Origin of the sequence: Oceanobacillus chungangensis (assembly GCF_003369565.1) — a bacterium.
GTDB classification, from domain to species: domain Bacteria; phylum Bacillota; class Bacilli; order Bacillales; family Amphibacillaceae; genus Oceanobacillus; species Oceanobacillus chungangensis.
This window is the reverse complement of record NZ_PIOD01000004.1, coordinates 37905-57927: the sequence shown is the minus strand read 5'-3', so window position 1 is coordinate 57927 and position 20023 is coordinate 37905. Positions and strand designations below refer to the sequence as shown.

At 37.1% G+C, this 20023-nt stretch carries 21 protein-coding genes and 1 riboswitch; of the genes, 1 reads left to right on the top strand and 20 read right to left on the bottom strand.

The window, feature by feature from the left end:
• Window positions 1-17 precede the first annotated feature (17 nt).
• The 4 genes from yunB to CWR45_RS03605 form a co-directional block, all read right to left on the bottom strand.
• Complete coding sequence (gene yunB, locus CWR45_RS03620; RefSeq protein WP_115748443.1) at window positions 18-797, bottom strand: sporulation protein YunB; 780 nt, start codon at window positions 795-797, stop codon at window positions 18-20.
• A 155-nt stretch (window positions 798-952) separates the two neighbouring features.
• Window positions 953-1261: a YunC family protein gene (locus tag CWR45_RS03615; RefSeq protein ID WP_115748442.1), complete on the bottom strand. Its 309-nt coding sequence runs from the start codon at window positions 1259-1261 to the stop codon at window positions 953-955.
• Between the two features lie 90 nt (window positions 1262-1351).
• On the bottom strand, window positions 1352-2755 hold the full coding sequence (locus CWR45_RS03610) for a bifunctional metallophosphatase/5'-nucleotidase (RefSeq protein ID WP_115748441.1): 1404 nt from the start codon (window positions 2753-2755) through the stop codon (window positions 1352-1354).
• A gap of 12 nt (window positions 2756-2767) precedes the next feature.
• Window positions 2768-3586 (bottom strand): sulfite exporter TauE/SafE family protein, encoded by an 819-nt coding sequence (locus CWR45_RS03605; protein WP_115748440.1) that lies wholly within the window; start codon window positions 3584-3586, stop codon window positions 2768-2770.
• Window positions 3587-3993: 407 nt separating this feature from the next.
• Between CWR45_RS03605 and CWR45_RS03600 the strand changes: the two genes are divergently transcribed.
• Window positions 3994-4536 (top strand): NADPH-dependent FMN reductase, encoded by a 543-nt coding sequence (locus CWR45_RS03600; protein WP_115748439.1) that lies wholly within the window; start codon window positions 3994-3996, stop codon window positions 4534-4536.
• 236 nt (window positions 4537-4772) lie between these two features.
• Here CWR45_RS03600 and CWR45_RS03595 read toward each other — a convergent pair whose 3' ends face one another.
• From CWR45_RS03595 to CWR45_RS03525, 16 genes are all read right to left on the bottom strand, one after another.
• Window positions 4773-5507, bottom strand: a complete 735-nt coding sequence (locus tag CWR45_RS03595) for a gamma-glutamyl-gamma-aminobutyrate hydrolase family protein (protein ID WP_170138780.1) — start codon at window positions 5505-5507, stop codon at window positions 4773-4775.
• A 341-nt stretch (window positions 5508-5848) separates the two neighbouring features.
• Window positions 5849-7246, bottom strand: a complete 1398-nt coding sequence (gene sufB / locus CWR45_RS03590; protein WP_115748437.1) for a Fe-S cluster assembly protein SufB — start codon at window positions 7244-7246, stop codon at window positions 5849-5851.
• Window positions 7247-7316: 70 nt separating this feature from the next.
• On the bottom strand, window positions 7317-7751 hold the full coding sequence (gene sufU / locus CWR45_RS03585) for a Fe-S cluster assembly sulfur transfer protein SufU (protein WP_115748436.1): 435 nt from the start codon (window positions 7749-7751) through the stop codon (window positions 7317-7319).
• On the bottom strand, window positions 7738-8961 hold the full coding sequence (locus CWR45_RS03580; protein ID WP_115748435.1) for a cysteine desulfurase: 1224 nt from the start codon (window positions 8959-8961) through the stop codon (window positions 7738-7740). Before CWR45_RS03580 ends, sufU begins: the two co-directional genes overlap by 14 nt.
• Window positions 8961-10271: a Fe-S cluster assembly protein SufD gene (sufD, locus tag CWR45_RS03575; protein WP_115748434.1), complete on the bottom strand. Its 1311-nt coding sequence runs from the start codon at window positions 10269-10271 to the stop codon at window positions 8961-8963. Before sufD ends, CWR45_RS03580 begins: the two co-directional genes overlap by 1 nt.
• 17 nt (window positions 10272-10288) lie before the next feature.
• Window positions 10289-11080, bottom strand: coding sequence for a Fe-S cluster assembly ATPase SufC (gene sufC / locus CWR45_RS03570; protein WP_115748433.1), 792 nt, complete (start codon window positions 11078-11080; stop codon window positions 10289-10291).
• A 341-nt stretch (window positions 11081-11421) separates the two neighbouring features.
• Window positions 11422-11562: a YuzK family famiily protein gene (locus CWR45_RS20590; protein ID WP_484203123.1), complete on the bottom strand. Its 141-nt coding sequence runs from the start codon at window positions 11560-11562 to the stop codon at window positions 11422-11424.
• A 228-nt stretch (window positions 11563-11790) separates the two neighbouring features.
• Window positions 11791-12636 carry a MetQ/NlpA family ABC transporter substrate-binding protein gene (locus CWR45_RS03565; RefSeq protein WP_115748432.1) on the bottom strand — a complete coding sequence of 282 codons (846 nt, stop codon included), beginning with the start codon at window positions 12634-12636 and terminating at the stop codon, window positions 11791-11793.
• A gap of 67 nt (window positions 12637-12703) precedes the next feature.
• Window positions 12704-13372: a methionine ABC transporter permease gene (locus CWR45_RS03560; protein WP_115748431.1), complete on the bottom strand. Its 669-nt coding sequence runs from the start codon at window positions 13370-13372 to the stop codon at window positions 12704-12706.
• Entirely contained in the window at window positions 13362-14393 is a 1032-nt protein-coding gene (locus CWR45_RS03555; protein ID WP_115748430.1) for a methionine ABC transporter ATP-binding protein, read from the bottom strand. The genes CWR45_RS03560 and CWR45_RS03555 overlap by 11 nt, the downstream gene beginning before the upstream one ends.
• A 215-nt stretch (window positions 14394-14608) precedes the next feature.
• Window positions 14609-14719, bottom strand: a riboswitch (SAM riboswitch).
• Between the two features lie 87 nt (window positions 14720-14806).
• Window positions 14807-15130, bottom strand: coding sequence for a thioredoxin family protein (locus tag CWR45_RS03550; RefSeq protein WP_425453592.1), 324 nt, complete (start codon window positions 15128-15130; stop codon window positions 14807-14809).
• A 10-nt stretch (window positions 15131-15140) separates the two neighbouring features.
• Entirely contained in the window at window positions 15141-15506 is a 366-nt protein-coding gene (locus CWR45_RS03545; RefSeq protein WP_211315926.1) for a toprim domain-containing protein, read from the bottom strand.
• Between the two features lie 106 nt (window positions 15507-15612).
• Window positions 15613-15996, bottom strand: coding sequence for a glycine cleavage system protein GcvH (gcvH, locus tag CWR45_RS03540; RefSeq protein WP_115748428.1), 384 nt, complete (start codon window positions 15994-15996; stop codon window positions 15613-15615).
• 75 nt (window positions 15997-16071) lie between these two features.
• Window positions 16072-16440: an arsenate reductase family protein gene (locus CWR45_RS03535; RefSeq protein ID WP_115748427.1), complete on the bottom strand. Its 369-nt coding sequence runs from the start codon at window positions 16438-16440 to the stop codon at window positions 16072-16074.
• Between the two features lie 547 nt (window positions 16441-16987).
• A complete protein-coding gene (locus CWR45_RS03530; RefSeq protein ID WP_115748426.1) occupies window positions 16988-18772 on the bottom strand; it encodes an acyl-CoA dehydrogenase family protein in 1785 nt (594 codons plus the stop codon).
• Between the two features lie 24 nt (window positions 18773-18796).
• The gene (locus CWR45_RS03525; protein ID WP_115748425.1) at window positions 18797-19972 is read right to left on the bottom strand and encodes an acetyl-CoA C-acetyltransferase; all 1176 of its coding nucleotides are present in this window, start codon (window positions 19970-19972) and stop codon (window positions 18797-18799) included.
• Window positions 19973-20023: the final 51 nt, after the last annotated feature.

Here is a 20023-nt window from a genome sequence, read left to right as displayed (position 1 = left end):
AATACTATACTAGAGTATTAGTTATTATGCAAGTCGTCTTTTGGAATTGCTATTGATGGCCCTCCTCCATCTCCTCCATAATAATCAGGCACCTTACTCATAATTGCCCCTCCATCTAGATAAATTTCTTTACTAACCGTGTGTACTTCCGTTGTAAACGGGATAATTATTTGAACGTCTGCCTCTACTTGTAAATAAAGAGAAAGCCATGCACCATTGATTCCAAAATCCTCGACATCCCGTTTAATATTCGTTCGTACACTGCCAATTACTTCTAAATTCACTGGAATCTTTGGCCCTAAATTCGCTAGCACTGTATTCCTTGTAACCTGCCCTAATGGTATCTCAACAAGGGTTGGGTCCTGCCCTGCCATACTCTCAGCAGTCCCACTATATTCTGGTACTTCCTCTAATGGATAATCAAATTGATATGGTTCTCCTCTATTTACATATTGAAAAAACTCTTCGACTCTTTCCGTCGCACCACGGGTAATTTCATTCATTACGACTGGGTTATAGCCATAAATTGCAGGATGTCCTTCATTATCATATGTAATATTGACAAAATCCTCAAAACTATAGCCCTCTGCAAATCTAACTGCCGAATTAATTGCTCGTGTAGCAAATTCGTCTGTCTTCATCTCTGCAATATCCATTAATGTTGGTTGAATCCCTTTATCAATAATCCAAATATTCACCATAATAATTAACAGAAATAAAATCATAGTTATAATTAAGATCCCTTTGGCTGGAGGTGATCCACGTTTTTTTCCGAATCTCCTTCTCTGTCCAAACATAAAACAATCCCCCCTAGAAAAAGCTTATGCCTAATACTAGAGGGATAGAATTAAATTTCCGTTTCCATGAGAAGAATGACAATTGCAATATTCATCATCTTTACTTAGGAAACTACCAAAAAAAATATGTCCTCCAAATTTGGAAGACATAAAATTTATGATATGTTAACAAGTGCATCTCTACCAGTCATGCCAACTTCCCAGCCATAATCCTTGGAAGCATCTGTAATTTTTTCTAATGGTGCATTTAATAATTCATCAATCGTTCTTACGCCAACCGCTCGACCAGCAATTACTTTCCGTTCCATTAATTTCGGAATTTCATTGAAGATATCGACATCGAGTGCTGCACACATAATATAGCCGATGTCGTTTGAGATTATTAATAAATTCGTCTTTGGTAACTCTACTGTAATCGCTGTGAAAAACATGCCTTCAACTTCTAGTGGATTCACCGTGATCATAAGTAAAAATGCCTCCTTTGCAAGATACACTATATCTGTATGCACGAGGCTAGCAAATTGTCACTCCATGAATTGATGATCTTCACACGTTTATTTCATTGCAAATTTATTCTGTAATGTCGCTGCTAATAGGTCGCGTAAGAATTCTGGAAGAAAATAATGCTTCGTTTCAGACCTTGCAACTTCTGGCAGTAATCGTCCGAATGTAAATGTGTCAGCGGTTGCTACTGTATATGTCCTATCCGCTTCAAAAGGTATTCCACCATCAAATACCGCATCTACCACATATTCTTCCCCATTATCATGAAAATCGGTTTTAACTTGTATACCCGAAAACATCATCCTTCCAATAACTTCACCTCGAAAACCAAATCCTTTTAGTTTTAATTCCATGAAATCCTTCGTAAATGCCGATCGAACCACTTCTAATAATTCATTGCCACGAAGCTCAACGACAACTGGATTAATTGGATGTGGACATATGCGGTGTACATCGCCGTATGTTATATCTCCTGCTGGTAATTGATCAAGCAGTAATCCAGCATTTAACATTGCACAATCTGCCATCGTCCAATCTTTTAGTGTATCCGTTAATTCCTTCAAGATTGTCGTATCTTGGAACCACTTTACTTCAATCGGCTCTTCAAGATGTACAATTGGCTTCCCTAATTGTTTGTCCGCCTTCATTTGCATCTGAAATAATGTTTGCTCGGTCATTAAATCCTTTGGTACCTCGGCAATGTCCGTTGCGTAGGCTTCTTTCTGTACAAGACAATGGTTGGCATGATCCCATGTCAAAATAACTTCTCCAATATAAAAACTATGCTTTCCTGCAGCAGTTATTAACGTTTGATTGATAACTTCACCTGTTCTCAGCAGATGATGGGTGTGTCCGCCGATAATCAGATCGATATCCTCATATCTTCTAGCGATTTCCTGGTCTTCACTAATGCCAAGATGGGATAATAGAATGATAATATCTGTTGACTCTTTTAAGACATTTACATAATTATCTAAAGCTTCATATTGGGGAGAAACATGCCAGTTTAGTAAATCATAATAATCATTGAATGGAACTGTTAACCCAACTACACCGATTTTCACCCCGCTATCCGTTTCAATAATCTCCGTTCGTTTTAACCAATTTGGCTCCTGTTCGTCCACGCTATGTAAATTCGAGCAAACAACATTAAAATTTGCCTTATCATATAAATGATATAAATCATTATGCGAGAGTGTTATCCCCTCGTTATTTCCAATTGTCACAAGGTTATAACCTAAATCATTCATTAATTGAACGTTTGCACTCCCCATCGTTGCTTCCGATATTGGATGTACACGATCAACATGGTCACCGATATCGAAAATCCAGTACGGGTCACCATGTTCTTTCCTTGTTGATTTTGCTTCTTCTAAGAATCCAGCCACTCTTGGCCATTGTTCAAAATTGCTATGAAAGTCATTTGTATAATAGATAAATAATTTCTCTTCCATTCGTCATGCTCCTTATGCAAGTCCTTGAAAAATCATTCGAATCCCGATAATAATTAGTAAAACTCGTAATATCCACACCAGTATTTTGCTAGGTAATCGTTGATTGAGCCAAGCACCTGCTCGGCCACCAATCCATGCACCAGGTATAAAGAATATTGCATACCCACAAAGAATATTCCCTAGTGTAAGATGGGTTATTGAACCAGATATACTAACAAAAAATATCATAAACATCGAGGTCGCCGTTGCAACATGTGCTGGAACACCAAATAATAGTATCATCGCTGGGACAATAATCGATCCTCCACCAATACCGAATAAGCCAGATAGAATCCCTACAGAGAGAGAAAGAATAACAGCACTAAATACGGGAACACGGTAATGATAGGTTATTCCCTGCAAACTAAAGGAACGCATTCCCCTCTTTTCGGGGTCTTGTTCCATTTTAAACCGGTCCCTTTTAATAAACATTAATAACGAAATGACAACCATTAAGAAACCAAAATAAAGCAGAAATACATCAGCATTAATAAATTGATTTAGCCAAGAACCAATAATACCACCAGGAATACTGCCAATTAAAAATAATAGTCCCGTCTGGTAGTCTATCCGCTTGCCTTTCACATAAGCTAACGTAGAAGATAATCCAGTAAATATCATTGTAACTAATGAAATGCCTACAATTGCTTGCGGTGTTGCCCAGGAAAAAGCGTCAGAAATACTTTGCATAAAAAACAGGCTTGGAACTAATATTACCCCTCCACCTATCCCAGCAACGGCGCCAATAAGTGCTGTCATCATACCAATTAATAAACAAACAAGAAATACCAAGCGCAACCCTTCGATCTGTCTTTATTTATATTAATAGTAGCATTATTTGTGTGTGATTCCTAATAAATTGAAACTTCTTTCAGCAGAGGGTTATTAGCTTGCAGACTAGTTTACTCATCGGTCTATTTGAAACATCACCTTAAAATTATCGAAAAATCAACTTCTGCGAAAAATAATTATGTTTTATCATTGGTAAAGAAGGAGTATGAAAATCTGATGTATTAGAAACAACTCAAAGCTTTTGAGCGTCATGCTCTAGTTCAAACAAATTAGTTGCATGGAATTTTAAGATAAGATAAGCTTCATTAAAATGGTACTATTGCTTGAATTTGCAATAAGATGATAATAATACAAACGCTGAATATGTTATTCAACGTTAATACTAATCATAATGTGAGGTAGAAATAATGAAACTTGTTGGAATCTCGGGAGCACTAGCTGGAGATAAGACTTCACTAGCTGTTAACAATGTTTTAGTTGCGGCTGGGCGTCTTGATTCATCAATTAAGACTGAATTAATTGATCTAAGAGAGTATGATGTAGAATTTTCTGTTGGGGCTCCTATAGCACTTTATAACGATGATACAATGGATGTTGTGAAAAAAATACTATCTGCTGATTTTCTAGTATTCGGTACACCAATTTATCAAGCATCTATTTCAGGAGCATTAAAAAACCTGTTAGACCTACTCCCTGAAAATGCCTTTAAGTACAAAGTGACAGGTATTGTTGCAACAGGATGGACGAACAAACATTTCCTAGTACCGGAATATCAGCTAAAGCCAGTTCTTTCTTACTTTAAAGGCTTAATTCCCACGGGTAATGTCTATATCCATAATAACGCTTTTAATGAAGATAGTGATGTAATTATAGATCAAGAAATATCCGAGAGAATTGAAAAGCTTGCCGAGGAAATGATTTATCTGCAACGTGGGATTAATAATCGATAATGATTTTTGATTTTGTCTTACCTAGTAGGTAATTTACCAATCACTCTCGGCTGGAAAGATAATTCCCAAGAACCATGATGCAAAAGAGTTGCATCATGGTTTTTAATTACTTATAAAATTGATTTTTCCATGTCGAGTTTGAAAAACGTGTTTCATTAGAGTACAAATGCATCTTATGATTGATAGACCTAATGAACAGTTGAATAAACATTATCCTTCTTCATACTTTTAACAACTTAGTTATCTTTACCGCATGCTTTCCGGAAAAACTTCAGCAGGTTGAGCATATTGGTATCTGCGGAATACAATTCTTCCGGATGGAATTGCAGTCCAAGAATAAACAAATCCTTATCTATCGCTTCTACAGCTTCAATCGTCCCATCTTCTGCTGTAGCAGCTATTCTAAGGGAATCAGCCAGAACATCAATAGCTTGATGGTGCTTACTGTTAACCAATGCGCTATTTACTCCCAGCAATTGATATAAATGACTATCCTCTTTTATAGTTACGTTATGGCTAGGCAATTTACGGCTGATCTCCTGATTGTGTGAAATAAGTCTTTCTTTAGTCTCAATATTCTGTTTCATGGAACCACCAAGTGCAACATTAATTACACCTAAACCACGACAGGTACCCATAATAGGTATCCTTTTCTCCAAGGCATACTTTACGAGCGGTAGCTCCATTTCATCCCTCGCAATATTGGTTTTCTGTAATTCCTTTAAAGGAGGTTCATTATAATTGGATGGATTGATATCTTCACCACTGGCAAAGATGATACCGTCGCAAATATCGGCATATTCTTTGGCAATTTCTTTATTGATTACTGGGAGAACGATAGGTATGCCACCTATTTCATTCACTGCTTTAACATATTGATGGTTAGTTTGGACAGAAGGATTTACTTCTCCCTTGATCTCTATATCAAGGATTGTACTTGTTATTCCAATAATAGGTTTATTTTTCTTCAAATCGCTGTCCCCTATCTGTAATTTATTTCTCTTTCTCTTTTAAAATCTATAAAATTTATATTAACATTTATTTCATTTTTCCACTTAAATTCATAAATGAAACATACTTTTATCTTTATAGACAAACATATAGTCATTTGAAAATTGGTCTTGCCGATAAACTACCTAAATACTTCGTAGGATTGCGTTGTCAGTTTGTACAAGAAAAAGTGATTGGTGAAGAAGCGGTTTTTATAGTTGGTACCCAGATTACAGAATATGTAATTAATGAGCAAGCCTGTCATTTCACCCAATATAAAAAAAACCCGATGCAATAAAAAATGCATCGGGGTTTTTAGTTATTATCCAATCGAACCTTCCATCTCGAACTTAATCAGTCGATTCATTTCAACTGCATATTCCATTGGAAGTTCTTTAGTAAACGGCTCAATGAAGCCCATTACGATCATTTCCGTAGCTTCTTGTTCGGATAATCCTCTACTCATTAAGTAGAATAATTGCTCTTCTGATACTTTAGAAACTTTTGCTTCATGCTCTAATGAAATATTATCATTGTAAATTTCATTATAAGGAATCGTATCTGATGTTGATTCATTATCTAGAATCAGCGTATCACACTCGATATTAGAGCGAGATCCATCGGCTTTACGTCCGAAGTGTACTAATCCACGATAAGAAACCTTTCCACCTTGTTTAGAGAAGGATTTGGAAACAATCGATGAAGATGTATTTGGTGCTAAATGATACATCTTAGCTCCAGCATCTTGCACTTGTCCACGCCCAGCAATTGCAATTGAGATTGTGTTTCCACGTGCACCTTCACCTCTTAAGTGAATAGCAGGGTATTTCATCGTAAGTTTTGAACCAATGTTTCCATCGATCCATTCCATTGTAGCATTTGCATCAACTACTGCTCGTTTGGTTACGAGATTGTATACGTTATTTGCCCAGTTTTGAATCGTTGTATAACGACAATAGCCATCTTTCTTAACGATGATTTCTACAACTGCACTATGAAGTGAATTAGTCGTATAAACTGGTGCAGTACAACCCTCAACATAATGGACAGATGCACCTTCATCAACAATGATTAGGGTTCTCTCGAATTGTCCCATATTTTCTGAGTTAATTCGGAAATATGCTTGAAGTGGTGATGTTGCTTTCACACCTTTTGGTACATATATGAATGAACCACCAGACCAGACAGCTGAGTTTAATGCAGAAAACTTATTATCTGAGTACGGAATAACGGTTCCGAAATATTCTTTAACAAGTTCCTCATGCTCTTGTAATGCAGTATCTGTATCCAAGAAAATAATTCCCATTTCTTCAAGATCTTCTTTAAGACTATGGTAAACTACTTCCGATTCATATTGTGCTGAAACACCAGCTAAATATTTTTGTTCTGCTTCTGGGATACCCAATTTATCAAATGTTTGTTTGATTTCATCGGGTACTTCATCCCAAGTTTTTCCTTGTCTTTCTGATGGTTTTACATAATACACGATTTCATCGAAGTCTAATCCTTCAAGATCTCCACCCCATTGTGGCATTGGACGATCGTAGAAATGCTGCAATGATTTCAAGCGATAATCCAACATCCATTGAGGTTCATTTTTCATTTTTGAAATTTCTTCTACAACTTTACGGGTTAACCCTCTTTCCGTACGAAAGACGGAAACATCTCGGTCACGGAACCCATATTGATATTCTTCTATTTCTGGTACATTCTTAGCCATTAATAAAACCTCCCTTAGGTATTTACATCTAAAGCGAACAATACTCGTTCTTACTTCAGATTATCTTACCCTATTCCTCACGAACACCTTTTTCCATTGCTTTCCATGCCAATGTTGCGCATTTAATTCGTGCAGGAAACTTTGATACACCCTGTAATGCTTCTATATCACCAAATTCTAATTCGTCCGTGTCTAGCTCTTTACCAAGCATCATATCAGAAAATTGATGTGACATTTCTAGTACTTCACTAACTTTTTTCCCTTTTACCGCTTGCGTCATCATTGATGCAGAAGACATACTGATTGAACAGCCTTCTCCATCGAATTTCGCATCCTTCACGGTACCGTCTTCCACCTGCAATTGCAATTGAATCCGGTCACCGCATGTAGGGTTATTCATGTCAATCGTTACTGCATCACCAGCAACGACGCCACGATTTCTAGGGTTTTTATAATGATCCATAATTACTGTTCTATATAGCTGATCAAGGTTATTTAAAGACATTCCCAAAATACTCCTTTGTTTTCAAGAGTCCAGCAACGAAACGATCAATATCTTCTTCTGTATTATATAAATAAAAGCTTGCTCTAGCTGTTGCCGTTACATCTAGCCACTTCATTAATGGCTGTGCACAATGATGTCCCGCACGTACAGCTATACCTTCAGCATCCAGTACAGTTGCAGTATCATGTGGATGTACATCATCTAAATTAAATGTGACGAGTGCTCCGCGGTCCTCTGGGCCATAAATGGTTATACCATCTATTTCACTTAATCGCTCCATTGCATAATGAGCTAGTTTCTTATCATGCTCCAAAATATTATCCATACCAACTTCATTTAGAAAGTCGATGGCAGCGCCAAGTCCAATCGCTCCAGCAATAATTGGAGTGCCCCCTTCGAATTTCCAAGGAAGCTCCTTCCATGTTGAATCGTATAAATTCACGAAGTCAATCATTTCGCCACCGAATTCAACTGGCTCCATATGTTCAAGCAATTCTTTTTTTCCATATAATACGCCGATTCCAGTCGGTGCACACATTTTATGTCCGGAGAATGCATAGAAATCACAATCTAATTCTTGCACATCAACTGTCATATGTGGCGCACCTTGTGCGCCATCGATTAAGATGACTGCACCATTTGCATGAGCAATTGCTGCAATCTCCTTTACAGGGTTAATTGTTCCTAATACGTTTGACATATGCGTAATAGCGACAATCTTTGTTTTTTCAGTAATTGTCTGCCTTACATCTTCAAGAGAAATCGTACCATCATCCTGTAAAGGAATATATTTCAATGTTGCTCCTGTGGATTTTGCTGCTTGCTGCCATGGAATAATATTACTATGATGCTCCATCGGCGTAATGACAATCTCATCACCAGCAACTAAATTTGCACGCGCATAGCTATATGCCACTGTATTAATCGATGTGGTTGTACCACGTGTGAAAATAACTTCTGCTACACTGCTAGCATTAATGAATTGGCGTACCTTTTCACGCGCTCCTTCATATTTATCAGTAGCTCTAGTTCCTAGCGTATGGACACCACGATGGACATTCGAATTATCTTGGCGGTAATAATCATTAACCGCCTCGATAACTTGAATTGGTTTCTGTGATGTTGCTGAGGAATCAAGATAAACTAACGGATGTCCATTCACTTCCTGATCTAAAATAGGGAACATTTGACGAATGGCATTTATATCCATTAGTTTACTTTCCTTTCAATTACCTGTTTCAATTGATTCTTAACAGATTCAATTGGTAATTGATCTACTACTGGCGCTAGGAATCCGTGAATAATCAGACGTTCTGCTTCCTCTGTTGTTAACCCACGACTCTTAAGATAGTACATCTGCATTGGATCTACACGACCAACGGATGCCGCGTGACCTGCCGTTACATCGTCCTCTTCAATTAAAAGAATTGGATTCGCATCTCCACGTGCATCAGGGCTAAGCATCAATACGCGAGATTCTTGTTCAGAATTCGCCTTTTTTCCACCATGTTCAATCTTACCAATTGCATTAAAGATCATCGTTGCTTTTTCTTTCATTACGCCACGTTGTAAAATAAATCCATCCGTAGCCTTACCATGCTGATCAATGCTCGCAGTAAAGTTTTGAATTTGTTTTCCACGACCAACGGATACTGCATTTGCTTTTGACGTAGAACCGTCGCCGATAAGATGTGTAATATTTTCTGAGACAGTATTCCCATCATTCATTTGGCCAAGTGCCCAATCGATTGATGCATTTCGATAAGCTATCCCACGTCTATTCACATATGATGTTGTTCCAGCTGCGAAATTATCTACAGCACCAAATGAAATAGAAGCATTATCTAATGCAATCACTTCTGTTATAATATTTGCTACTGTTTCTTGTTCTTCGTTATTTGAAATGTAGTTTTCTACATACGTTAGTTTACTATTCTCATCTGCAACTACGATAACATGGTTCACTAAAGCTAACTCCGGATCTTCTTGCCAGAAAATAACTTGGAGTGGATCTTCTATCTCCACATTCTTCGGAACATATAGGAACGCACCGCCATTGAATAATGCTGCATGTAGTGCTGTTAGTTTATTTTGATCCACTGATACAGCATCTTTCATGAAATATTTTTCAACTAATTTACTATGATTTTGCAATGCAGTAAAGATGTCAGTAAAAATAACACCCTTTTCTTTTAATTCTTCGCTCAATGTTGCGAATGCAACAGAATGGTTGCGTTGAATTAACAAGTTTTCCGGGATGTTCTTTTCATCAAAATAATCCTGGATTTCTTTTGGCAGATCCTCAATTGAAGTAATTGCTTCGCCTTTTGTATATTCATGTTTAAAATTACTGAAATTCCATCTTGTAATTTTTGTTTTATCTGGCTTTGGCATTTCTAATATTTCTGCTTGTTCAAGCGCTTGAAGACGCAATGATTTTACCCATTCTGGTTCATTTCTATCCTTAGAAAATTGCTCGATATATTCTCTATTATAAGGAAGCTTCGTTTCAACAGTCATATTACCCCTCCTAACACTTACGCATTTTGTTCTACAGATTCTTCTGTGTCTTCGATACCCAACTCTTCTTTAATCCATTCATATCCTTCTGCTTCTAAGCGTTTTGCTAGTTCAGGTCCACCTGATTTCACAACACGACCTTGCATCATTACATGAACATAGTCTGGAGTAATATAGTTAAGTAAACGTTGGTAGTGCGTGATCATTAAGCAACCGAAGCTTTCACTACGCATTTTATTAATCCCTTTAGATACAATCTTAAGTGCATCAATATCTAGTCCTGAGTCAATTTCATCAAGGATAGCAATATTTGGTTTAATTTGCAGTAATTGGAGAATTTCATTTCGTTTCTTTTCCCCACCAGAGAAACCTTCGTTTAGGTAGCGTGTTGCCATGTTTTGATCAATATCTAGAAGGTCTAAGTCTTTATCCAATTCTTTAATAAATTTCATTAACGGAATTCCGTCGCCTTCTTCACGTCTTGCATTGATTGCTGAACGTAAGAAGTCAGAAGTCGTTACTCCACTAATTTCACTTGGATATTGCATTGCAAGGAAAAGACCTGCACGTGCACGTTCGTCCACTTCCATTTCCAATACATCTTCACCATCAAGTGTAATGCTTCCTTCTGTTACTTCGTATTTTGGATGACCCATAATTGCTGAAGCTAGTGTTGACTTACCTGTTCCATTCGGTCCCATGACTGCATGGAATTCTCCACCCTTTATTGTAAGGTCTACACCCTTTAATATCTCTTTATCCTCAATTGACACATGAAGATTCTTAATTTCTAACACTGATCCTGCCATTACAAAACCTCCAAATACTAATATATTTTATGAAATGGATATTAAACCCATTATCAATCTATTCTCATTATAATCTTATAGCAAATCAAATTAATTATCAACATATTTACGAATAACGTCAAATAAAGGCTTTCCTAGCATTTTAACCCTTTATTCTTTATTATTCCTTCCTATATAATATAATCACCTACAAAGTAAAAAAATTATTGCGTAATCGATAATCATAATAAGCTAATTGATAACAGAAGCATGTTTCTTCCCCAGAGAGAATACCATGATTTACCACATTATTCAAAAATGCTGATGCACTTATAGAGCATCAGCATTTCTTTTTTCAATTTTTACATGTGGATGTTACTATTTACTTCGGCGGCTAAAACTTTGCAATCATGATAGTCCTTCTCTCGTCTTTCTTCAACCTCAAGACGATTGACTAACTTTTGTTCATACTCTGCATAACTCATATGATGTGAATGATGCATTGCTTTTTCCATTTCTGATGTGTACCTCAGACCATTAATAGTGAACCATCCTCTCAAATATTGACTACATATAAAATGGTAACATAAAGATGTCTCTTAAGACAAAATCGATATAACGCGATGTGGTACAATATCGTTTGATCTCATCAAGTTTGATTGGCACTATCATGGTCTATCGTTTAATTTCTGCTATTTTCTAATGAATACTCTTGAATCCCCAACAAACGATTATTTCTTGCCGCCTGCTGGTACAATTGCACCTTCATAATTTTCTAGAATAAAATTAGCAATTTCTTCTGACTGAAGGACATCAACCAGTTTATTTAATGATTCATTATCTTTATCCTCAGAACGAACGGCAATAATATTTACGTAGTCCGATTCTTCACCTTCAATAAAGAGTGCATCATCTATTGGATTTAATTCAGCTCCAATTGCATAGTTAGTGTTAATTACGACAAGTGCATCTTCTTCCTTAAGATATAACTCTGGTAATATTTCAGGTGCATAATCTGGTGAAAACTCAAGGTTTTTCGGATTATCAACAATGCTATCAAGCGTAATTTCTTCAGCATTTTCTTCTAATGTAATCAAACCTTCTGCTTCAAATAACTTTAGAATACGTGCATGGTCTGCTACAGAGTTACTTAAGATAACTTCAGCACCATCCTGAATGTCATCTACACTTTTAATGTTCTTAGAATATACACCCATCGGTTCTACATGAACTCCACCAATAGATTCAATTTCATATCCTGTATTTCCAATAGTTTCTTCTAAAAATGGCTTATGTTGAAAATAGTTTGCATCCAAGTCACCATTTGCTAAGTCGTCATTAGGCAAAACATAATCTTCATATGGTTCTATTTCTAATGTAATACCTTCCTCTTCAAGTAATGGTGCTGCTTCTTCTAGAATCTCTGCATGTGGCGTACTTGATGCTCCAACTTTAAGTACAGCACTTTCTTGACCGCCTTCAGTTTTTTCCGATGAATCATTTTCGTTTGAATTACTTCCACAAGCTGCCAATACTAAAACAGCTAGAAGTGCAATTAAAGCTAAATATTTCCTCATAATTAAGTTCCCCTTTTCTAATTATTAATATATTTATTAAGGATAATATATCCTAAATAACTTATTATTAGCGCTTATCGATTCGTTTAGAAATCATATCTCCGATAAATTGGAAAATAAATACAATGATTACAATAATAATCGTACAAGCCAGTACTACATCAAAATCTCGACGCATAAAACCGTAATAATGAGCACGATTTCCTAAGCCGCCAGCCCCGATTAAACCAGCCATTGCCGTATATCCAATTAATGCAATAGACGTTACGGTAATACCAGAAACGAGTGCTGGCATTGATTCTGGCAGCAATACTTTGAATATAATTGTTTTTGTTTTTGCTCCCATTGATTTTGCAGCTTCTACAACACCTTTATCGACTTCAATTAATGCTATTTCTACTAAACGCGCATAAAACGGTGCGGAGCCGATAATTAATGCTGGTATAGCAGCATTTGGTCCTCGAACGGTACCAATAAGAAAGTCCGTGAATGGAAATAGTAATAAAATTAAAATAATAAATGGTACTGCACGGAAAAAATTCACCACTGCTGACGTACTATGATAAATATATTGATTCTCCCAAATTCCATTCTTATTCGTTAAGTAAAGCAAAAGACCCAATAGTATGCCGAATATAACGACTCCAACTAATGAAAGGAGCGTCATATACAGTGTCTCATAGGTTGCCTCAATCATATCTTCTGCTTTCACATTTGGAAATAAATCAGATAGCATTTTCAATGACCTCCAATTCTACAGAGGTTTCATTTTCAATAAACTGACAAGCATTCTTGATTACTTCATTTTCACCATTCATTTGTACATATAATGTACCAAATGCACCATGCTGTGTTTGAGTAATTTTCCCTTGTAATATATTGATATCAACGTTAAACTTGCGTGAAACCTCACTTATTAATGCCTGATTCGTCGTTTCGCCAATAAATTGCAAACGAAGTATTTTCCCAGATGCCGTATTTGTGATTAACTGATTAATAACTTCATTATCCTCATTATTGCCCATTACTTGCTCAACAAATTTCTTTGTCACAGGTTGCTGTGGCTTTTGAAAGACATTTAAAACATCACCTTGTTCCACAACCTTTCCATTCTCCATTACTGCTACACTACTGCAGATTTTTCGAATGACGTGCATTTCATGTGTAATTAAAATAATGGTCAATTTCATTTTTGCATTAATATCGACTAACAGTTCTAAAATAGAATTGGTTGTTTCTGGATCGAGGGCAGATGTTGCTTCATCACAAAGCAACACTTTCGGTTTATTTGCTAATGCACGAGCGATACCTACTCGCTGCTTCTGTCCCCCACTTAACTGAGATGGATATGCATTTTCTCTTCCAGTAAGTCCAACTAAATGGATTAATTCTTGAACCCTTTTTTCACGTTCTTCCTTTGAAACTCCCGCTATTTCTAAAGGAAAAGCAATGTTCTCCTTTACCGTACGTGACCAAAGCAAATTAAAATGTTGGAAGATCATCCCTATTTCTCTTCTCGCAAGTCGAAGCTCGTTTGATTTTAGAGAGGTAATTTCCTGGTTATCAATAATAACCTTTCCACTTGTAGGTTCCTCCAAACGATTGATTAGTCGGACAAACGTACTTTTACCTGCACCACTATAACCGATAATGCCATATATTTCACCTCGATTAATCTTTAAGTTCAGATTATCAACGGCTTTAAGCTGCTTCTTATCCTGTTTAAAAAATTTACTTAATCCTTCAATCGAAATCACTAAGATTCCTCCTTTTAATACATAACCCATCTTAAACTTACTATACCCCAAATTGCTTCGGTGACAAATGTTCTCGAGCATTCCGTTTCGGAAATAACCCATTGCCTCCTATTTCACTGTATATATAATAGCAATAAAAATAAGAAATATGCTTAACCAAAAAACGTCCTTCTGGTTGAGAACAGAAGGACGTTTAATATTAAATGTCTCATGTTCTCTCATCTGTCAAAGCAATGCTTTGCAGGAATTAGCACCTTTCAAGCAGACTATGCTTGAAGGTTGCCGCGGCTTCAAAGGGCCAGTCCCTCCACCGCTCAAGATAAGAGCTATCTACATATTCGTTTATTTTTGTATAACGAAACCATATTATCATGCTAGTATTATTATGTCAATTGTGATCGATGCGTACCTTATCACTGGACTTTAAATAATTCTGGCTTGTAGTCCAACAATAGTGAATAAATATTTGCAATCGATTTGAATGCATAAACCTTCTCTTTTATTTCATTATCTTGTTTAATTAACAGGCAAGGGACACTCTCAACCTTATACTCCTGCATAAATTTCGGGTGTAGGGATGCATTCATTTCATAAAAGATTTCCTGCTTATGGACCGACTCAATTTTATCCAGCATGCTTCTTGCAACACTACACGTACCACAAAATGGGGTATAAATATATAATAAAAAGTTCTCCTGCTCTAATTGTTTATTCGTTGTTTCTTGCAAAATAACCACCTTAAATTCTCTATAAATTCGGCATTAAAAATATTGGATGAACCTGGAAATTCTTGCTAAGTAACGCAGAGGCCAGTATATGCACAGGTGTTGTTGCAACCTCACGATACTCACTGCTCACATAAATATGGTCCGCATGCGGTAATTCACGGGCAAGTAGTTTTCTTAGCTTCAAACCTGGTTTATCCTCATCAACTAAAATAAAAACTTCTTTTTCATCTAAACAATACATATCTAATAATTCTTCAAAACGTCCAATACCCAATGTACCGTTTGTACAGACAATCGTTACATCATCATTAATCACTTTCTCAACCCTTCGTTTATCGGTTAATCCTTCTACAATGATTATTTTATCTGGTTCCATCGTCATCATCGCACAGCACTCCCCATATAAGTAAGCAAGACGCTTCGTTGATTTATTATATGATAGAAAGAAAGCTAACTATACACTATTTTCTAATGTTAGTTAGCCTCTTGTTTTAGTCTTGTTCTATGAAAGCCTTGTACTGTTCAGCTGTTAATAATTCATCAAGTTCTGATTCATCAGATAGTTCAACTACAACCATCCACGCCTTTTCATATGGAGATTCATTTACGTATTCCGGATTATCTTCTAATTCTTCGTTTACTTCCACTACTTTTCCACCAACTGGAGCATATAATTCGGAAACAGTCTTAACAGATTCCACACTTCCGAATGGCTCATCACCAGAAACCTCATCATCTACTTCTGGTAATTCAATAAACACAATATCCCCTAGCTCATCTTGTGCAAATTCTGTAATACCAATACGAACATTGTTTCCTTCTTTTTTAATCCATTCGTGGTCTTTTGAATACAATAATTCTTCTGGTAAGTTCATCCTATTCCCTCCATTAGATTATTTTACTTTAACTATACAATGTTAGGGTATATATTTCTAGCTTTATATCATTTTTCATTCACTTATTTTGCTCCAAGCTTCTTCAAATGTATCCGCCTTGAAACCGATCGTTACTTTTTGACCATCCGTAACAATCGGACGCTTGATCAGCATACCATCTGACGCTAAATATCCTGCCATTTCTTCTATACTTGCATCTTTAATTTTATCCTTCATATTCAATTCCCGGTACTTCATGCCGCTTGTATTGAAAAATTTCTTAGCAGGTAATCCACTATTTTCAATTAACTCGAGAATCGCTTCTTTCGATGGCGTTTCCTCGACAATATGTATTGCTGTGTAATCAATATTACGTTCATCAAACCATTTTTTAGCCTGCTTGCATGTACCACATTGAGGCAACAAATAAAATGTTAAGCCCATATTATTACCTCCTCTATAATAAAATTACTATCATTATAGCAAATTTTAACTCTTTTCACCTCGAATTGCTTAAAAGTATATGGTTTTTTCATATAGTTTGCTGTTTAGATAAAGAGCGAACTAACTTTGGACGATATTTTCTTCCTTGGCTGTCGCTCCAGAAATACACTTCGCTTTCCGCGGGCGGCTGGTGAGCCTCTTTGTGCTGACGCACTTCATAGTCTCACCTATGCCGTTCCTCCCGCAGGAGTCTTCGTGTATTTCTTCCGCTGGGGATAGGTAGAAATTAACGACAAAAGAATAGCAAGCCCACTAACTTTCGAAGTTGATTGTAGTAGATACTGGCAACTCGTGTATCAATAGCAGCTGCTAGCCAAATCTTAAATTACAATTGTCATTAGTTCGCAGTTATAACTAATGTTCATTAATAAAACATTTAGTAAATAACTTTAAATTAAAGATAGGCCTATAAAAAAATCTCCCATGCTTGATTAATACGAAGCATGGGGGATGGATTATTCTTTTCTTCTAATATTAAATTTCTGCTTTACAACACATATTCCTCTTTCTCAATTAATTTAGCAGCAATCTCTCTTTTCTTAGCTACAACATTAGTCGGTGTATGTCTTGTTAATTTCCGTAATGAGGAAAGCAGCATACGGAGTGTGTCTCCTTTTTCAATAGTAATTAGAATCTCCTTTGCATCTGCTTCCATTCGATTAAATGCTTCTTGGACATATACCATGGTATAAAGGATTTTCTGTTTATTTTTTTCTTCGCCAGTATTATTAATTGCTTTTTCCGTTCGTAGAATTGCCGATTCGATATTATAAACCTCGGAGACCATATCGGCAATATTCACCAATACCTCTTGCTCCTTTTCAATCCTTTGCATATATTTCTGTGCAGCGAGACCTGCTGCAAAAAGCACGAGCTTTTTCGCGTTTCTTAATAAATATTTCTCTTGCTCTAATATCCCGTCACCAACCTCCTCAGGCATTTTCATTATCATTTCTTCTTGTAATGTTTTTGCCTTCTGCAACAATGGAAGTTCACCCTTCATTGCTTTCTTCAATATAGTTCCAGGTACTAGCAAACGGTTAATTTCATTCGTTCCTTCAAAAATACGATTTATTCTCGAGTCGCGATAGATTCTTTCTACCTCATATTCTTGAATAAATCCATTTCCACCATGAATTTGCACCGCTTCATCTACCGTATAATCAAGCATTTCTGTTGCCATGTATTTATTCATCGAGCATTCAATTTGATATTCTGCAATCGCAGCCGCAACCTCTCTGCCGTCTTTTAATTGCTCCGCTGACAGCACACCCATCCTTTGTTCCATAAGCCCAACAGTTCTGTATGCGGCACTTTCATTAGCATATATTTTAGATGCCATTGTTGCCAATTTCTCCTTTGTTAACGAAAAGATAGAAATCGACGTCCCGAATTGTTTCCGTTCATTTGCATAATTTATCGCCAATTCCAGTGCACGTTTTGCCCCGCCAACTGCGCCAATCCCTAGTTTATAGCGTCCTACATTTAGGATGTTAAAGGCAATAATATGGCCGCGGCCCTTTTCCCCTAGAAGATTTTCTGCAGGTATCTCTGCATTATCCAAAATCAAAGTACGGGTCGAGGAACTCTTTATTCCCATTTTCTTTTCTTCTGGACCTGTTGATACCCCTGGGTAGTCACGTTCAACTATAAAGGTTGAAAAATGCTCACCATCAATCTTTCCATAAACAATAAAAACATCCGCAAATGCTGAATTCGTAATAAATTGCTTTTCACCATTCAAAATATAATGGGTGCCCGCCTCATTTAACACTGCTGTAGTCTTAGCACCTAACGCATCAGACCCTGAACTAGATTCTGTTAGCGCATATGCAGCAATCAATTCTCCAGTAGCTAGCTTCGGCAAATACTGCTTCTTCTGATTATCATTTCCAAAGAATACAATTGGCAGTGATCCGATTCCTACATGCGCACCATGGGTTATCGAAAATCCGCCCGCAAGCGAGAATTTTTCTGTAATTAATGCAGAGCTTATTTTATCTAAGCCAAGTCCACCGTACTCCTCCGGAACATCTGCACCTAATAAACCGAGTTCACCGGCTTTTTTTAGTAATGCCACGGAATGCTCAAATTCCTGTTTTTCCAGCTGTTCAACTTTCGGTAATACTTCGCCAACAATAAAATCCTCGGTCGTCTTCGCAATCATCTTCTGCTCTTCCGTAAAATCTTCTGGTGTAATAATATCATCAGCAGTCAAATCTTCTACTAAAAAAGCTGCCCCTTTAAAAAGCTTTTCTCTCGTTTCACTCATCTCAAATCTCCCCTTTGCCATTTTTTAAAGTAATTCAAACACTCCAGCTGCACCCATCCCTCCGCCAATACACATCGTAACAACACCGAATTGAATATTTCTACGTTTCATTTCATGGATCAAAGTTAAAGTTAACTTTGTTCCTGTACATCCAAGTGGGTGTCCAAGTGCAATAGCGCCGCCATTTACGTTAACGATTGCTGGATCTAAATCAAGCGCTTGAATTACCCTTAGAGCCTGTGATGCAAATGCTTCATTTAATTCAAACAAACCAATATCCCCAAGTTCAAGACCTGCGAGCTTCAATGCTTTCGGAATCGCTGCAACTGGGCCAACACCCATTATTTCTGGCTCCACTCCTGCGACTGCAAAGGATCTAAATTTGACGATTGGAGCAAGTCCCTCAGCCTCTGCTTTTTCACGTTCCATAACTAGGACGGAAGCTGCACCATCACTCATTTGTGAGGCATTCCCAGCAGTTACCGTTCCATTCACAGAAAATGCGGGACGAAGTTTTGCTAAGATTTCCAGCGTCGTACCCGCTCGAACACCTTCATCCATTTTAAAAAGGCTCGATTTATCTTCAATTCGATTATGTTTACCAATTACTCTGTCTGTAACTTCTACAGGAACAATCTCATCGATGAATTTCCCTTCTTCTATTGCCTTCGTAGCTCGTTGATGACTTTGTACAGCGAATTCGTCCTGATCTGTTCGAGAAATATTAAATCGTTTGGCAACTTCTTCCGCGGTATATCCCATTCCCATATAATATCCCGGTGCATTTTCCACGAGCTTAGGGTTCGGTTTAATGACATGCCCCCCCATTGGAATCATGCTCATTGATTCTGCACCACCAGCGATAATGGTGTCTCCCGCCCCGATCATAATTCTTTCCGCCGCAAAGGCAATCGATTGTAATCCCGACGAGCAATAGCGATTAATCGTTATCCCTGGAACATCTATTGCAAGGCCAGCAAGCCCTGCAATATTCCTTGCCATGTTCATTCCCTGCTCTGCCTCTGGGTTTGCACAACCAATAATGACGTCATCAATATTGCCAGCATAGTCCCCAGCCCTTTTTAACGTTTCCCTAATTGTTAAAGCTGCTAAATCATCCGGTCGAAAATTTGCTAATGATCCCTTATGCGCTTTCCCTACAGGGGTTCTAGCACCAGATACAATAACTGCTTCCTTCAATAGTCTCTCCCCCTTATCCTTATAATGTCATGTTAAAATAAAAATTTCCCT

Coding starts and splice junctions, on each gene's coding strand:
- gcvH (WP_115748428.1), bottom strand. CDS start 15,996: ATGAACTTACCAGAAGAATTATTGTATTCAAAAGACCACGAATGGATT.
- sufB (WP_115748437.1), bottom strand. CDS start 7,246: ATGGCTAAGAATGTACCAGAAATAGAAGAATATCAATATGGGTTCCGT.
- CWR45_RS03615 (WP_115748442.1), bottom strand. CDS start 1,261: ATGATCACGGTGAATCCACTAGAAGTTGAAGGCATGTTTTTCACAGCG.
- CWR45_RS03535 (WP_115748427.1), bottom strand. CDS start 16,440: ATGGGCTTAACATTTTATTTGTTGCCTCAATGTGGTACATGCAAGCAG.
- CWR45_RS03530 (WP_115748426.1), bottom strand. CDS start 18,772: ATGAGTGAAACGAGAGAAAAGCTTTTTAAAGGGGCAGCTTTTTTAGTA.
- CWR45_RS03560 (WP_115748431.1), bottom strand. CDS start 13,372: ATGCTATCTGATTTATTTCCAAATGTGAAAGCAGAAGATATGATTGAG.
- CWR45_RS03600 (WP_115748439.1), top strand. CDS start 3,994: ATGAAACTTGTTGGAATCTCGGGAGCACTAGCTGGAGATAAGACTTCA.
- CWR45_RS03580 (WP_115748435.1), bottom strand. CDS start 8,961: ATGGATATAAATGCCATTCGTCAAATGTTCCCTATTTTAGATCAGGAA.
- CWR45_RS03565 (WP_115748432.1), bottom strand. CDS start 12,636: ATGAGGAAATATTTAGCTTTAATTGCACTTCTAGCTGTTTTAGTATTG.
- sufC (WP_115748433.1), bottom strand. CDS start 11,080: ATGGCAGGATCAGTGTTAGAAATTAAGAATCTTCATGTGTCAATTGAG.
- sufU (WP_115748436.1), bottom strand. CDS start 7,751: ATGTCTTTAAATAACCTTGATCAGCTATATAGAACAGTAATTATGGAT.
- CWR45_RS20590 (WP_484203123.1), bottom strand. CDS start 11,562: ATGCATCATTCACATCATATGAGTTATGCAGAGTATGAACAAAAGTTA.
- yunB (WP_115748443.1), bottom strand. CDS start 797: ATGTTTGGACAGAGAAGGAGATTCGGAAAAAAACGTGGATCACCTCCA.
- sufD (WP_115748434.1), bottom strand. CDS start 10,271: ATGACTGTTGAAACGAAGCTTCCTTATAATAGAGAATATATCGAGCAA.
- CWR45_RS03545 (WP_211315926.1), bottom strand. CDS start 15,506: ATGATGACGATGGAACCAGATAAAATAATCATTGTAGAAGGATTAACC.
- CWR45_RS03610 (WP_115748441.1), bottom strand. CDS start 2,755: ATGGAAGAGAAATTATTTATCTATTATACAAATGACTTTCATAGCAAT.